The sequence below is a fragment of the Kribbella qitaiheensis genome (genome assembly GCF_014217565.1).
Taxonomy (GTDB): domain Bacteria; phylum Actinomycetota; class Actinomycetes; order Propionibacteriales; family Kribbellaceae; genus Kribbella; species Kribbella qitaiheensis_A.
On sequence record NZ_CP043661.1, the window covers coordinates 6236751 to 6250954 of the forward strand.

The window sequence follows — 14204 nt, forward strand, 5'->3', positions numbered from 1 at the left end:
GTTCGAACACAGCAGTAAACAAGCGCCGCTAGCTCAATTGGCAGAGCAGCTGACTCTTAATCAGCGGGTTCGGGGTTCGAGTCCCTGGCGGCGCACCAGCATCAAGGCCCAGGCAGATATCGCAATCTGTTCCTGGGCCTTCATGCGTCCGGCGCACCATTTACGCGCCACTTTGCATCGGACCAAGCGAACCTGGTCCCGGCGACTCAAGACCCGACCTCTGCAGCCCGAGCCGATCTCCAAAGGCGCCATGGTTGCGGGAAGGCGGCACCTGCCGACTCCTCCGTCGCCGGCTCCCATCCATCTGATGTGCCGCTCCTGCGTCGCAGCTTCACCGCGATGGCGGCCAACTTCCGCGATCATGACGGTCACGTGCGTGATGTGACAGCCAGCGGTAGAACCAAAACCGGGGCCGAGCAGGCGCACATCACGCATCGATCGCGTCATCTCTGACATCAAGATGGCCCGGCGCCCCAACTGCTGCTCGGACGTGCTCGATATGGCACTGGAGACCGTTTCCACTGGGACGACCTCACCGGCGATCTCCGATGTTGTCGTCGCATTGTTCGCCCCCGATCCAGACCTGGCCGAACATGCCGGCCTGACAACCAAGACCCTCCCGACTGACGGCCGGGAGCGGTGCAGCGATCGCCGTACGTCGCCTCCGGTTCGCGAGGCGGGGCGGGCTCGGTCAGTTGAGTGCGGCTGGGGATTCGGCGTGGGGGATGAGGATTTGTGGGGTTCCTGCGCCGTTGGCTGGGACTGTCCAGATGTCGGCGTCGTCGGTGCCTCGTGAGATGGCGTAGCCGATTGTGGTCGGGCTCAGCCAGGCTGGCTGGTCGTCCACGCTGCGGGTTTCGGCCAGTTGGATCCGTGTGCCTGAGGCCAGGTCGAGTACGGATAGGCGCCAGCCCTTGGCGGGGTTCCCGTTGATCGCTGATTTGAAGGCGATGCGCGTGCCGTCGGGGGACAGGGACGGGCATTCGACGTTCTGCGCGATGGTCCGCACCGTCTTTGCCGCGATGTCGCCTTCGACGAGGTAGCGGTGTCCGGCGGTGGACATGGTCGCGTAGAAGCGGTTGTCGTCGGCGGCGAAGGTGATGCCCCAGAAGTTGAGATCGGCGGCAGTGTAGGGACGGCCGTCGAGGGTGACCGAGAGGAACTCCAGAGAGTCGACTGTCTCCTCGTTCTTGAGGTCGATCAGTCCGGCGCGGGTGGAGAACCGTCCGTGGTTGTAGGCGTCGCCGGCAACGAAAACTGTCCAAGCCGCCATGCGCCCATCCGCGGAAACTCGAGTACGGTTCGGGACCCCGACGAGCGGAATCGCCTTCCTTACCTTGAGACCTTGATCCAGGATCGCGATCTGGAATGTGCTGAGAGCGCCGTCTTGCCGCAGACAGGTGCCGGTGCCGCCACCGGCGTAGACCCGAAGGCAGGTGAGGGTAGACACCGAGCGTGGCCCGTCGGGATGATCTTTGGCGACCACGGCCAGGTGTCCCAAGCTGTCCGGCGCAGTGCTACGGAACAGGATCCGCGGCCCTCCTGTGAGGCTGAGCTGGCTGGTCGCGGCGGCTGCCGAGGACGGTTCACGCGTCACCGCGAACGCGCCGTACCCGACTGCCACTGTGGTCAGCAGCAGGGCTCCGAGCACTGCGACCAGTACCCGGCGCGTCACGCCGGCTCCTCAGCGGTGCTGCCTGCGCCCTCGCGGCTGCCCGTTGCCGGGATGCCGCGCAACAACAGAGCCACGGCGAACACCGCAACCGCGACCAGTCCTGCGGCGATCCGGGTTGCGCTCGCCGGACCCCACAGCGCCCACGCGAGTCCGAACAGGATCGATGAGAGCAGGTAGGACAGCGCCTGACCGGTCTGGATCAGCGCGAGTCCCGACGTACGCAAAGCTGTGGGCAGTACCGGTCCTGCCAGTGCCATCAGTACTCCGTCCGTGGATGCGTAGAAGAGGCCGTACAGCGCGAGCACCACCACGAGCAGTGGCAGGCCGCCGAACGGTCCGAACAGCAGCAGGTAGACCAGCACCAGCGCGGTGTAGCCGCCGAGCACGACCTTGAGCCGTCCGATCTTGTCGGCCAGAACCCCCATCGGCGTGGCCAACAACAGGTAGGACAAGTTGGTGCCCACGGCGAGCAACGGGAACCAGCCGATACTCAGCCCCTCCCGCCGCTGCAGCAGCAGGTAGACGAAGCCATCGCCAATGGTCACCATCCCGGCCAGGCCTGCTGCGAGCACCAACCGGCGTACCGGCGCTATCCGCAGCAATCCACGCAGCGCGGAGGGCTGCACCGCGCCCTTCGATGGCTGTTCGTCGCGATGATCTCGCACGAACAGTACGAGCATCAGTACTCCGAAGGCGGCGATGCAGAAGCTGGCTACGAACACCGCGTCGTAGGCCTGCGCAGTGGCCGCCAGGATGCCGAGCGCGACCAGCGGTCCGATGAAGGCCCCGATGGTGTCCATCATCCGGTGGACGCCGAACGCCCGGCCGTACAGCTGCGGGGGAGTGGAAAGGGTGATCAGTGCGTCGCGCGGCGCCGTACGCAATCCTTTGCCAGTGCGGTCGATCGCGATGACCGCGCCGAGCCCGCCGACGCTGTTGCCCACAGCAAGCAGTCCTAGTTTCGCCACCGCCGACAGCCCGTAGCCGATTCCGGCGACGAACTTGCGGCGACGTGCCCGGTCGGCGATATAGCCGCCGACCAGCCGCAGGAGCGCGGTCGCACCCGTGTAAGTGCCGTCGACCAGGCCATACACGGTGGGGCTCAGGTGCAGGCCGAGCACCAGGTAGACCGGCAGGACCGCGGTCACCATCGCCGAGGAGATGTCGGTGATCAGGCTGACTGCGCCGAGGGCGAACACGTTTCCGCTCAGCAACAGCATCGCGCGCCGGCGCGGCGGTCTGGGTGTGCCGTCCGCGGCGTGCGGCTGGTCAATCGTGGACAGGTACACGGGTGCCACCTCCGTGAGGTCGGGCGGGAGCCCCCTCGCGGACAGGCGTCGGCTGTCCACGAGCGGGGTGACGGTTTCCGGCTACCGCTCTGTTGCGAACGGCATACGGGCGGTCAGTTCCACACGTTGGTGACTTCCGGAGCCGAGTTCAGATGCGAGAGCCCGGTGGCGCTCTCGATGGTGCTCAGGACGTTGTAGTGGTTGATCTGGTTGGAGAACGAGCCGACCTGGGTGTGGGCGCCGACGAACGCGGTGAAGATGTGGTTCGACGAACCGCCGTTGTCCTCGTCGAAGGTGATGATCAGCAGGCTGTTGTGGGTCTTGGCCCACTGCGCGTAGGCGTCGAGATTGTTCTTCAGCCAGGTGTCTCCTGTGCCGACCGAACAGTCGTGCATGTCGTTGCACATGTTGGGGCTCACGTACGACACGGCGGGGAGGCTTGCGTAGTTCGTCGAGCTCGGGAAGGTGCTGAATCTGAGGTTGCTGGTTGCGGGCACGCTGCTGAAATTCACCCAGCCGTTGTGCTTGCGCCGGTACGTGCCGCTCGAGCAGCCGGTGTAGCCGTCGGAGGGCATGCTCTCGGAGTAGCCTTTGAAGGTCTTGCCCGCGGTGATCAGCTGCTTGCCGAGGTTGTTGCCGCTGTAGGTGTGGGGGCAGCTGTCGTCGGTGAGGCCTTGAGTCGTCCCGGAGAAGACCGCCAGGTAGTTGGGTTCGCTGGGGTGGGTGACCCCGTAGGACTGGGTGAACTTCGCGCCCTGGGCGGCCAGGCTGTTGAAGTTGGGGGCACTGGAGCTGCCGTTGATCTGCGAGTACGCGTGGTTCTCGAACATCACCAGAACGATGTGATCGAACGCCGGCACGCTCGCCGCTGCCTGCGCGCTGGACGAGGTGGCGGTGCCGACCGCCGTCGCCGAACCGACAAGAGCCGCCACCAGCACGACCGCGGCCGCAATCTGCTTACGTATCACGAATCCTCCTCACAGGATGGGCTGACCCTGATCGAAGTCAGAGCCGGAGCAAATCCTGTGGGCCGACAGCCGCTCCGGCCCGAATCCTGCGAACACCCCAGATGTGGCCGAGATGAACACTCCGCTATCGAGCGTGCACAGCCTGACGTCATCCACGGACAGGTGGGCAGTACGGAGCTCTTCATCGAGTCCGGTGCCTGGCGCTGTGGTTGCCGGACTCGGCGAGCGGCTTCAGATTGGTGGGATCTCTCCGTGTGGCGAAGGACGTCCGGTCGTAGTGTCGAGGAAGGGGCGGCCGAGGTCGCCCAGGGTTCGCGGGTCGGGAGGGATGAGCGATGGTTGACTCGGTCGCACCACACGGGCTCCACCACGTGACTGCAATTGCGGAGGATCCGCGGCGCAACGTCGACTTCTACACCACGGTGCTGGGGCTACGCCTGGTCAAACGGACTGATATTTCGGCGGCCGTTCCACTCCAAGGAAGCGGAACGACCTCCTTCGTGTGGTGAAGGCGGATCACCGCCCTCCAGCGCCGAACTGACGCAGGATGGCACGGTTGCCGGTCCTCACCCATTCCTCGACGAGATCCTGCGCCCTGCCCGGCGGTGGGTGAACTGGCGCAGCTGCCTACCCAAAGATCGCCGCGCTGGTCGTCACCCAGACCCTGCTCACGCTCTGACGACCTCAACCACCGACCCTGCACGGCGGGAAACCGAGCGAGTTCGCCAGTGTGCTCGATACGATCTCTCACCACCGGTTGGAGGTGCCCGATGAGGCTCGAAGTGCTGCATGTCCCGGATTGCCCGAACCTGCTTCCCCTGCTGGAACGGCTGGCCGAGGTGAGCGATCTACCGATCACGACCCGGGTCATCCAGACCGAGGCCGACGCGATCCGGTTCGGGATGGCCGGCTCGCCCACGCTGCTGGTCGACGACGCCGACCCATTCGCCTCGCCCGGACACCAAGAGATCGGGCTGTCGTGCCGGCTCTACCGCGACCAGGACGGACAGATCGTGTCCGCCCCGACGACCGCGCAACTTCGCGAAGCAATCGCTCCACCCGCCTTCACCGCTGACGCCAACCACGACTGATCACTCAGCTGCGAGTCCCACCCCGTCGCAGCTCTAACTCGGGTGGCTGGCGACGAACAAAGTCGTCTCCCCTCGCGGGTCGCCGCCGGAGCCCGCTGTGGTGGTGTCCAGGTTTCGTGGAGCGAGGTGAAGCCGATCTCGCGGTGGGTTCAGTCCGCGGCGTCCTGGTCGGGCAGATCGCGCCGGCCAATGCTGAGGTGCTCGATGTGATAGACCGCCTCGTCCAGCAGTTGCGCGACATGACTGTCGTACAGCTCATAGACGATCCGTCGCCCGTCCCTCTTGCCGGTCACCAGCCCGAGGGCACGGAGCAGGCGCAGTTGGTGCGACACAGCTGACTGCTCCATCCCGACCGCAGCAACCAGGTCGCCTACCGCGCAGGGCCCCTCCTGCAGGCGGGTAAGGATCAGCAGCCGGCTGGGGGTCGCCAGCGCCTGCAGGGTCGCGGCGACCGTCGCGGCCGTATCGGCATCCAACTGCCCGGCCGATCGGCGCCTGCCCTCCACTCCATGACCCATAGCTGGCATCCTAGTAGACACACATGAAGACGTGTTCACCTATTGTTGGTTCCGCCCGTACGTCCTGGACGGGAACCCGGTCACCAACCTTCGAGGAGATGCCAGTGTCTGGTTCCCACCACCAGGACGAATCCGATTCGGCAGGTCACGGCCACGGTCACGGGCACGGGCATGAGCGCCGCAGTGGAGTGCTGGGGTGGCTGGGGTCGGTCGTTCGTCCGCACAGCCACGATTCGGCAGACTCGGTGGACTCCGCGCTCGAGGCGAGCAAGGACGGGATCCGCGCGGTCAAGATCAGCCTCGTCGGACTCGGCGTGACCGCGATCGTCCAGGCGCTGCTGGTGGTTTTCACCGGGTCGGTCGCGTTGCTGGCCGACACGATCCACAACTTCTCCGACGCGCTCACTGCGGTGCCGCTGTGGATCGCGTTCGTGCTGTCCCGGCGGCCGGCGTCGCGCCGCTACACATATGGCTACGGCCGCGCAGAAGACCTCGCCGGAGTGTTCATCGTCGCCATGATCGCGCTGTCCGCGGTGGTCGCCGGGTACGAGTCGGTCCGCAGGCTGCTCGACCCGCAGCCGCTGGGTCACTTGTGGGTACTGGTCGGCGCCGGTCTGGTCGGGTTCGCTGGCAATGAACTGGTCGCGGTCTACCGGATCCGGGTCGGGCGCCGGATCGGTTCGGCCGCGCTGATGGCTGACGGGCTGCATGCCCGCACCGACGGGTTCACCTCGCTGGCAGTCGTGCTCGGTGCGGTGGGGGTGATGGCCGGGTTCCCCCTGGCCGATCCGCTCGTCGGGCTGGCGATCACCGTCGCGATCTTGTTCGTACTCAAGGGCGCGGCCACCGACATCTACCGGCGCCTGATGGATGCTGTCGATCCCGGGCTGGTCGACGTCGCCGAGACCGCCCTGCGGTCAACGCCCGGAGTCGACGACGTCGACGAACTCCGACTGCGCTGGACCGGGCACCGGATCCGCGCCGAAACCAGCGTGGTGGTCGACCCCGCACTGAGCCTGGTCGAAGCGCACGCGATCGCTAACGATGCCCATCACCGTCTGCTGCATCAAGTGCCGAAGCTGGACGCGGTGACCGTACACGTCAGCCCGAGCGACGCCGACGGTCAAGATCACCACGCCGGACTCGCACACCACCACACCGTCGACGAGTCGCGGCCCAGCCATCCGGCAGACCATTGAAGTCACGCACCTTGGCAGCGAACAGATCGCGCAAAGGGATCACCGATAGGGGGCCCGGCTACTGTGGGCCTGTGATGGCGCGGTCGGCAGTACTGCGATCGGGACTCACGCGGATCCTGACAGTGGTCGGCGTGCTTGCCGGTGTCCTCGCCATGCACGGCCTGACCAGCAACCATGACGCAGAAATGCCCGGCATGGCCGCCGCGCCGACAACTAGCTCCGGGCATCGAGCGACTGGCGACCCCACGATGGCGGCCGGCCACGACGATGCACTGTCGGCTGGATTCACGACCGAGGAACCTAAGGCGCGCGGGGCGGACGCCGGTCACGGGATGGCAGGGGCTTGCGTGGCTGTCCTGACTCTTTCTCTGCTGCTACTGGCCCTGGCTGCCGGGTCGCGGTGGCGGCGGATCCGGCAGCGAGGTCATCGAGGTCTGCCGCTGGCGTGGCGGCCTGTGCCGGATGGCCGGCCGCCACCGTGGCTCGCGCCTTCGCTGTCGAAACTCTGCGTGCTGCGGACCTAGGCCCACCGGCCCCGGACTCGCGCCGCTGCTGGCTACGCGTGTCCCGCTCCGCTTCGCACCGCACTGTTCTTTCGACAGCGATTAGAGGTTCTTTGATGACGCACACCACCCGTACTACGGCTGCCACGGCGACGGCGATCATCGCCGGCGCACTGGCTTTGGCCGGCTGCAGCAGCTCCACCGATCACGGCTCGATGCCGGGCATGTCCCAGCCCACCTCGTCAGCCACCAGTACGACTCCGGTCACCACCGCGGCACCGGTGGGTGACCACAATGATGCGGACGTCAAGTTCGCCACCGACATGATCCCTCACCACCAGCAAGCCGTTCAGATGGCCGATATGACGGTCACCAAGGCCACCACTTTGGCAGTGAAGGAGTTGGCGGCCGGTATCAAGGCCGCTCAGGATCCCGAGCTCAAGCAGATGTCGGCCTGGCTCACCAGTTGGGGTGCTCCGGTCCCGAGCTCGATGGCCGGCCACGACATGTCAGGGTCGATGCCGGGAATGATGAGCATGGACGAGATGGCCAGCCTGGACAAGGCCACCGGGGCGGCGTTCGAGCGGATGTGGCTGCAGATGATGATCAAGCACCACCAGGGCGCGGTCGCGATGGCCAAGACCGAACAAACCACCGGCAACGCCACCGCGGCGATCGCGCTGGCGAAGAAGATCGAGACCGGCCAGACCGGCGAGATCGACACCATGCAGAAACTCCTGGTCCACTACACCGGTCGCTGACCACTACGGAAGGGGATCGGCACCGACTGCGGATCCCCTTCCATCGGTTCACTGCCGTTCAGCCACCGCCTCCGCTTGGGGACCGCCGGCGGTCCAGCCAATCAGGTGGGAAGGCCGGCAAGGCGGCGAATAGCGGCCAGCCCGTCTGGAGTGCCTGGCCAATGCCGTTCGAGTGCGGCCGGGCCGGCGTGGTGGGTGACAGAGCGCAGAGCGAGCGCCACGATCACGACGTCATCGGCGTACCCGACAACGGGGATGAAATCGGGCACCAGATCGAAGGGCAGCCCAAGATAGATCAGCAGCAGCCAGAGCCGGACCCGGACACCGCGGGGGCAGGCTGCCTTAGGCCGCAAGCTAGCGGGCCTTCGCTAGATGTGCCACCGTGAAAGCTCTACTACGGGCGCATCAGGTGCCAGCTGCCGGCAGCGGCAAGCGCAAGGACGAGGAGGGTGGCCGCCTCGTCGCCGGCCTCGGTGCGGATCTGATGGTCTGCTCCGGCGCAACCGGCGATCCGCCGCAGCGTTTGCAACTCGCTGTCGTCGCGTCGGTGACTTTGAGCCGCGCACATGGTGACGTGATCGCCGGCGGCGTGAATCTGCCTTCGATGCGCGACTGCGTCCGGGACGATCCTGGCGATCAAGACGGTCAGTGCAGCAGCCGTGAGAACGATCGACGCCACCAACACGACTGTCCGCCGTGGCGATGGTTGGTGGGGTCGCGAAGGTTTCACGGTTGCCGGCTCGAGGTGTCGGTTCGCCGGGCCGCGCGGCGCCGGATCCGCCAAGTGGCGTAGGCGATGACGATGAAGGTCACGGCGATGAGGGCGGTGGCGCGGCCGAAGGTTTTCTCGACGGTGGCGTAGGAGTTGCCGGCGAGGTAGCCGACCAGAACCACGCCGGTTCCCCAAACCAGGCCGCCGGCGGCGTTGAAGGCCAGGAACTTCGGGTAGCGCATGCCTGCGGTACCGGCCAGGGCGGGCATGGTGGCGCGGAGGAAGGCCACGAACCGTCCCAGGAACACCGCCGCGCCGCCGCGCCGCGCGAGCTGTTCGCGGGCGGCGTTGATCCGGTCGCTGCGACGCTTGAGTAGGCGGGTGCGAAGGATTCGGGGTCCGAGGTGGCGGCCGACCTCGTAGCCGACGCTGTCCCCGACGATCGCGGCGCTGACCACCACGACGATCATCACAGGAAGCGACGCGTGGCTCTGGCTGGCCGCGACACCGCCGAGCACCGCCGCGGTTTCGCCGGGCAGGACGAAGCCGACGAACAGTGCGTCTTCGGCGAACACGAGCAGACCGACCAGCCCGTAGACGGCAAGGCCGTGCAGGCCCAGGAGCCAGTCGGTCAGCCGGTTCATGACAGCTGCGGGTGAACTGCAGCCACCAGGACCAGGCGCAGCGGTGTCCCGGCCAGCGCCCCGACCAGACGGGTGAGCGGTCTGCGGATGACCAGCCAGGTGACGACAGCGACCAGGCCGCCGAGCAGCAGCCCGGCGGCCACGTCGCCCGGGTAGTGCGCGGCGATGTAAACCCGGGTGAACGCCATCAGGACTGCGGCGATTGTTGCGATGATGCCGAGCCGCCGGTTCACGAGCCACAGGCCGACGGCGACGGCACCGGCCATGGTGGCGTGATCGGAGGGGAACGAGGCGTCGCTACTGCGGTTGGCCAGGACGAGGATGTTGTGCAGCGACGAGTAGGGGCGAGCCTCGTTGACCGCGTGCACGATGGGCTGGTTGACCGCCAGAGCGAGCAAAGTGGCACCGCCCGCGGTGATGGCAGCCGCGACCCGCGACACGTCGCCGGTCCGGCGGGCGATCCACCAGCCGGCCAGGAGCAGGAAGGCGAACAAGACCACGCCGTACCCGGCGTAGATCTGTGCCGGCGTGTGCAGCCAAGGCGTGGCCTTGGCGAAGGCGTTGATCTGCTCAAACAGCCAGTGGTTCACTCCGGTATCCCATCTACTACGATTAAGGTAGTAACCAACACTACTACGATCTTTGTAGTAGTCGTGAGGAGAGGTGGCTGGTGGCTTCCCGAGGGCAGACCCGCGGCCGCGGTGATCTGGAACAGCAGGTGTACGCGGCGCTCGCCGCGGGTGGTGGTCCGATGACCACGGCCGACGTGCGTGACGCGCTCGGTAGCGAGCTTGCCTACACGACGGTGATGACGGTGCTGGCCCGGATGCAAACCAAGGGCTTGGCGACCAGGATCCGCGCCGGGCGGTCGTATGCCTACAGTGCGGTGGTGGATGCGGCCGAGGTGACCGCCCATCAGATCCATCGCCTGCTGGATGCCCGCGGAGATCGTGCGGCGGTGCTGACCCGCTTCGCCCGTGGACTGTCGCCCGAGGAGTCCCAGTTGCTGCTGGACCTGCTCGGTCCCGACGCCGAGCCGGAGCAGACATGACCAGCGCAGCGGTGGTCGGGATCGTGGTGATCTTCTTGTACGCGCTCGCTGCCCCGGCGTTGTGTCGCGCGCTGGCGCCGGCGGTGGCGACTCGGATCCTCGTCCCGGCCAGCGTGTTCGCCGCCGCGAGCGGGGCGTTCATCCTCGCGGTCCTGGCGTTCACGTGGATCGGCCAGTTCCCGCTGATCGCCGCGCGGGGAGCCTGGTCACCGACGAGATTGCGCAGCGACAGCCCGATTCCGGCCGGGCTGGCCGTGGTCAGTGGAGTGCTGGTCGCGCTGGCGGCGATCTCGGTCGTGTGGACCGTTACTCGCCGGGTGCACGCGCTGCTCGAGGTGTACCGGGCGTGCCGTGACCTCACTGCGGTCGGTGGACTCATCGTGTTGAACGATGCGCGTCCGGATGCGTTCACCACTCCGCAGCCGGCGGGCCGGGTAGTGGTGACCAGCGGTCTGCTGCGGGCCCTGGGCGATCGTGAGCGGCGGGTGCTGCTCGCGCATGAGGCGTCGCATCTGGCGCATCGTCATGCCTGGTGGAACCTGGCTGCAGACCTCGCCGCGGCGCTGAACCCGCTGCTGCGGCCGACGGCACGGGCCCTGGCGACGGCGGCGGAACGGTGGGCCGACGAGGACGCGGCACAGACCGTTTGCGACCGGCGCCTGGTCGCGGCAACGCTAGTCCGGGTTGCGCAGCTACAGACCCGCTTCCCCGCAACTGCCCGGCGTACTGCAATCACTGTGGCTGGACCGGCGGCGACCGGTGGTGACGTCGCTGTGCGCGTCCGTGCACTCCTGGCACCGCCGCCCCGCCGTCGGCCGGTGGTGGTCGCCGCCATCGTCACGGCGCTGCTGATCGGCTCCCTGCCCGCGGCCGCGGTCCAGCACACCGGCGAGGCCCTGTTCGAACACGCCGCTCAGCCCGCGGTTAGTCGCCACACCTGAACGCCCACGCGATCCCCCGACTGGCGGGGGCGCCTCCCTCGAGGAACGGTCCCGCGTTCGGGACCATCGGCGGGCCGCTGCATCGGCCCCGCCAATGGCTAACCGCCGGCACGTCTAGAGTGCGTGACCGGCGTCTGCGGCTCAGGGCCGGCCCCCACAGCGCCCACCAGTGGTCCGAGGGCGAGGAGTGCCGAGAGTGCGGCGTAGCCGTAGCTGAGAGCGGCTGCGGTCGCGACGCCCGCGACCAGCAACGGTCCACCCGCGTCACCGAGTTCACGGCCGAGTTCGGCGGTGCCCATCGTCTGAACGGTCATCACACCGAGAACAGCAACCGGAATCCGCCCAGCCAGACCAGCCCGCCACCCAGCAACGGACCGAGGGTGTAGCCGATGCTCTTGTAGAAGCCGTAACTGCCGAACGCCCGGCCGTGCTTGGCCGCAGGGTTCAGCCTCGCCACCAAAGCAGAGGCAGCCGGGGAGGGACTGCCCCTGGTTCGGTTGACTCCTGATCTGTGAGGACTTGAGTCCTTGCTGGAAGGATGTCTGTCATGCCGAAAAGCGTTCCCTGTGGCGTGTGCGCTCGACGCCGCAGCTGTCTGCCGCCCGTCCGCGAACATGGCGGCTTGGCATAGTCCACAGAAACGTGTCGCGGATTCAACATCGCAGGTCACAGGGTGCGGGCGACGTCGGGATCGCGGCGGGCTGCGACGCCAACTGCTGGCTTGGTTGAGTGCGTCGTGCCAGGCGGTGTGGTTCTGCCGGTGGGCGTCGAAGACGTACTGATGGCCGCGGTGTTGGACCGCCGGGGCGAGGCGGCCCGCCGGGAGCTGTCGCAGTCCTGCTGATTCCGCGGTTCGCAACACGGGTGACACCGTGCCTAGAGATAGGGGTGCTGCCCCCGGCCCTGAGGCCGGGGGCAGCGGAGTTTCAGGCTGCTCGGATGTTTGCGGTGATTCGGGTGTTGGGGCCGCTGTTTTGGAGGTGGAAGCTGAGGGTGGCTCGTCCGGTCCAGCCGGGTGGTGCGAGGTTGGGTAGGTTGATGGTGAAGTCGGAGAAGTTTGCGACGGTGATGACTTGGTCGGGTTGGCGCTGGGTGCCCCATGGCTCGGGTGCTGATCGGCCGCTGTTGTAGAGGCCGCCGTGAATCAGTACGCCCTTGGTGTATCCGCCGGCTGTCTGGAAGTCGATTCTCATGCCGAGCAGGCTGTTGGCGTCGAGTTGCTGGAAGTTGCCGCTGGCTTGGAGGCGGACGCGCAGGTTGGCGGGCAGGTTGGAAGCGACGGTGCCGGACGCGACGTCGGCCCAGGTTTCGCCGGCCATGCCGAGTGCTGCTGTCCAGGTGCGCTGGTCGAAGCTCGCATAGCTGGGTTTGCCGTGGTTGGGGATGTAATGGTTGCTTCGGACAACGTTGCCCAGGCTGACGGCGGCGAGGGAGTCGGTGCCGGTGCCGTCCTCAGCTTCCAGGTAGACGGTGCCGTGGTCGGGGATGGTTCCGGACCAGTTGAGACCGGCGGTGCTGGTGCCGAGCCGTTGTTCGACCGGCGTCAGGTGTTCATTGGCGTGATTGTCTTCGTAGCTGGCGTGTTGTGCGTCGATGCGGTAGACGCGGAAGTTGCCGTTGGCGAAGGGAACGTTGTTCAGTGCAGCAGACACGGACTGTTCTGTACCGGAGGTGTTCCACAGCAGCATGCCGGACTTGTGGCCGTCGGAGGAGGCCATTCCGTCGACGGCGCCGCTGATGTTGAGCTGTTTGCGCTCGACGGGCATGTTGGCGTAGAGCTGGAAGGCGTTGTAGGCAGCGCGTTTGTGGCCGTCGCGGTCGAGCAGCCCGATGACGTCGCAGGTGCTGGCGCAGACGGGATCTTGGAACTGGGCCCATTCGACGTGGGTGATCCAGGGCTTGGCCAGCAGCGCCTTGTAGCTCTTCAACATCTCGGCTGCGCCGCGGTAGGTGATGACGTCGGTGGGGGCGGTGAAGTCGTTGGTCCAGTTGTATTCGTTGAGGTTGTTGTCGACCGACGCCATCCGGTAGGCGGTCAGCCCTGAGTCGGTGGCGTTGCGGTAGTTGTTCTCGAGGCTGCCGTTGGTGGCATCACCATAGGCGTGGAAGGAGAACCCGTCGAGCGGGAGGTTGTCCGACAGTACGCGGTTGACGAATGGCCCTGACCATCCGACGCAGCACAGCGCCGGGCCTTCGACGTAGGCGTCGGGATTGGCGGCTCGCAGGGCGCGCGAGGCGTCGCGATAGAGGTCGAGGTACTGGGCTTGGTTGCCGGTCCAGAAGACGCCCGGCAGGTCGGGCTCGTTCCAGATCTCGTAGGAGCCGATGCGGCGACCGGTCTGTTTCCAGTGACTGGCGAAGGCGGGCACGATCTGGTTGGCCCAGACCGAGGGGTTGCTGGGCGGGTTGTTCCAAGATCCGCCGGCCGGTTTGAGGATGCCCGGGGTGTAGGTGAGGGCGGGTACCGGTTGCGCGCCGGCGTTGTTGATGAGGTCGACGAGCTGGTCGACCTGGCTGAAGTTGTACTGCGGGCTGGCGGCCGATCCGGTGATCATCGGCGCCCAGTCGTGTTGTTCGTTGCCCCACATCATCTCCCAGCGCACCCGCGCCGGGCGGAGGGTGGCGAGCCGCGGGGCGTCGCGCTGCCACCGGGCCAGCGACACGTAGCCGCTGTTGAAGACGCCGAACTTGCTCTTGGTGAGGGGGAAGTCGGTGTTGGCGTTGAAGTCGGCGGTCACCGTAGCGGTGGCGGCCTGGGCGGGTTGGGCCACGAGCGAGGCCCCAATCAGGAGCGCGGTTCCGAGTGCCACGCATACCCGTCGCATTGTGCTCATCTGCAGTCCTTCTGTTCG

18 protein-coding genes and 1 tRNA gene are annotated in these 14204 nt (G+C 66.8%); 8 read left to right on the top strand and 11 right to left on the bottom strand.

Going from position 1 to position 14204, the window contains the following annotated elements; genetic code table 11:
- Window positions 1-22: 22 nt before the first annotated feature.
- Window positions 23-98: transfer RNA gene (locus F1D05_RS29720), tRNA-Lys, on the top strand.
- Between the two features lie 593 nt (window positions 99-691).
- Here F1D05_RS29720 and F1D05_RS29725 read toward each other — a convergent pair.
- The 3 genes from F1D05_RS29725 to F1D05_RS29735 all read right to left on the bottom strand — a co-directional run bounded on the left by F1D05_RS29725 (window position 692) and on the right by F1D05_RS29735 (window position 3932).
- Window positions 692-1675: a TolB family protein gene (locus tag F1D05_RS29725; protein WP_185443713.1), complete on the bottom strand. Its 984-nt coding sequence runs from the start codon at window positions 1673-1675 to the stop codon at window positions 692-694.
- Window positions 1672-2964 carry an MFS transporter gene (locus F1D05_RS29730; RefSeq protein WP_219732969.1) on the bottom strand — a complete coding sequence of 431 codons (1293 nt, stop codon included), beginning with the start codon at window positions 2962-2964 and terminating at the stop codon, window positions 1672-1674. Before F1D05_RS29730 ends, F1D05_RS29725 begins: the two co-directional genes overlap by 4 nt.
- A gap of 113 nt (window positions 2965-3077) precedes the next feature.
- Entirely contained in the window at window positions 3078-3932 is an 855-nt protein-coding gene (locus tag F1D05_RS29735; protein WP_185443714.1) for an alkaline phosphatase family protein, read from the bottom strand.
- A gap of 335 nt (window positions 3933-4267) precedes the next feature.
- Here F1D05_RS29735 and F1D05_RS29740 point away from each other — a divergent pair, with 335 nt between their 5' ends.
- Window positions 4268-4441: a VOC family protein gene (locus tag F1D05_RS29740; RefSeq protein WP_246486088.1), complete on the top strand. Its 174-nt coding sequence runs from the start codon at window positions 4268-4270 to the stop codon at window positions 4439-4441.
- 261 nt (window positions 4442-4702) lie between these two features.
- Window positions 4703-5023, top strand: coding sequence for an alkylmercury lyase (locus F1D05_RS29745; RefSeq protein ID WP_185443715.1), 321 nt, complete (start codon window positions 4703-4705; stop codon window positions 5021-5023).
- Between the two features lie 149 nt (window positions 5024-5172).
- Here the strand turns inward: F1D05_RS29745 and F1D05_RS29750 are convergent, their stop codons facing one another.
- On the bottom strand, window positions 5173-5541 hold the full coding sequence (locus tag F1D05_RS29750; RefSeq protein ID WP_185443716.1) for an ArsR/SmtB family transcription factor: 369 nt from the start codon (window positions 5539-5541) through the stop codon (window positions 5173-5175).
- A gap of 104 nt (window positions 5542-5645) precedes the next feature.
- On the opposite strand from F1D05_RS29750, the gene F1D05_RS29755 reads away from it, so the two are divergent.
- The 3 genes from F1D05_RS29755 to F1D05_RS29765 all read left to right on the top strand — a co-directional run bounded on the left by F1D05_RS29755 (window position 5646) and on the right by F1D05_RS29765 (window position 8004).
- A complete protein-coding gene (locus F1D05_RS29755; protein WP_246486089.1) occupies window positions 5646-6740 on the top strand; it encodes a cation diffusion facilitator family transporter in 1095 nt (364 codons plus the stop codon).
- 74 nt (window positions 6741-6814) lie between these two features.
- On the top strand, window positions 6815-7264 hold the full coding sequence (locus F1D05_RS29760) for a DUF6153 family protein (RefSeq protein WP_246486920.1): 450 nt from the start codon (window positions 6815-6817) through the stop codon (window positions 7262-7264).
- 95 nt (window positions 7265-7359) lie between these two features.
- Entirely contained in the window at window positions 7360-8004 is a 645-nt protein-coding gene (locus tag F1D05_RS29765) for a DUF305 domain-containing protein (protein WP_185443719.1), read from the top strand.
- 101 nt (window positions 8005-8105) lie between these two features.
- On the opposite strand, the gene F1D05_RS29770 is transcribed toward F1D05_RS29765, so the two are convergent.
- Genes F1D05_RS29770 through F1D05_RS29785 form a run of 4 tightly spaced genes read right to left on the bottom strand, consistent with a single transcriptional unit; the run spans window position 8106 to window position 9950 of the window.
- Entirely contained in the window at window positions 8106-8357 is a 252-nt protein-coding gene (locus F1D05_RS29770) for a YkvA family protein (protein ID WP_185443720.1), read from the bottom strand.
- A 41-nt stretch (window positions 8358-8398) separates the two neighbouring features.
- Window positions 8399-8683: a hypothetical protein gene (locus F1D05_RS29775; RefSeq protein ID WP_185443721.1), complete on the bottom strand. Its 285-nt coding sequence runs from the start codon at window positions 8681-8683 to the stop codon at window positions 8399-8401.
- Between the two features lie 47 nt (window positions 8684-8730).
- On the bottom strand, window positions 8731-9360 hold the full coding sequence (locus F1D05_RS29780) for a DedA family protein (protein ID WP_185443722.1): 630 nt from the start codon (window positions 9358-9360) through the stop codon (window positions 8731-8733).
- Window positions 9357-9950, bottom strand: coding sequence for a phosphatase PAP2 family protein (locus F1D05_RS29785; RefSeq protein ID WP_185443723.1), 594 nt, complete (start codon window positions 9948-9950; stop codon window positions 9357-9359). Before F1D05_RS29785 ends, F1D05_RS29780 begins: the two co-directional genes overlap by 4 nt.
- A gap of 80 nt (window positions 9951-10030) precedes the next feature.
- On the opposite strand from F1D05_RS29785, the gene F1D05_RS29790 reads away from it, so the two are divergent.
- Complete coding sequence (locus tag F1D05_RS29790) at window positions 10031-10411, top strand: BlaI/MecI/CopY family transcriptional regulator (protein WP_206685874.1); 381 nt, start codon at window positions 10031-10033, stop codon at window positions 10409-10411.
- Complete coding sequence (locus F1D05_RS29795) at window positions 10408-11352, top strand: M56 family metallopeptidase (protein WP_185443724.1); 945 nt, start codon at window positions 10408-10410, stop codon at window positions 11350-11352. Before F1D05_RS29790 ends, F1D05_RS29795 begins: the two co-directional genes overlap by 4 nt.
- A gap of 98 nt (window positions 11353-11450) precedes the next feature.
- Here the strand turns inward: F1D05_RS29795 and F1D05_RS39130 are convergent, their stop codons facing one another.
- The 3 genes from F1D05_RS39130 to F1D05_RS29805 form a co-directional block, all read right to left on the bottom strand.
- The gene (locus F1D05_RS39130; RefSeq protein WP_206685875.1) at window positions 11451-11666 is read right to left on the bottom strand and encodes a hypothetical protein; all 216 of its coding nucleotides are present in this window, start codon (window positions 11664-11666) and stop codon (window positions 11451-11453) included.
- On the bottom strand, window positions 11666-11809 hold the full coding sequence (locus F1D05_RS39135) for a hypothetical protein (RefSeq protein ID WP_206685876.1): 144 nt from the start codon (window positions 11807-11809) through the stop codon (window positions 11666-11668). Before F1D05_RS39135 ends, F1D05_RS39130 begins: the two co-directional genes overlap by 1 nt.
- 469 nt (window positions 11810-12278) lie before the next feature.
- Window positions 12279-14186, bottom strand: a complete 1908-nt coding sequence (locus F1D05_RS29805; RefSeq protein WP_185443725.1) for a GH39 family glycosyl hydrolase — start codon at window positions 14184-14186, stop codon at window positions 12279-12281.
- Window positions 14187-14204 lie beyond the last annotated feature (18 nt).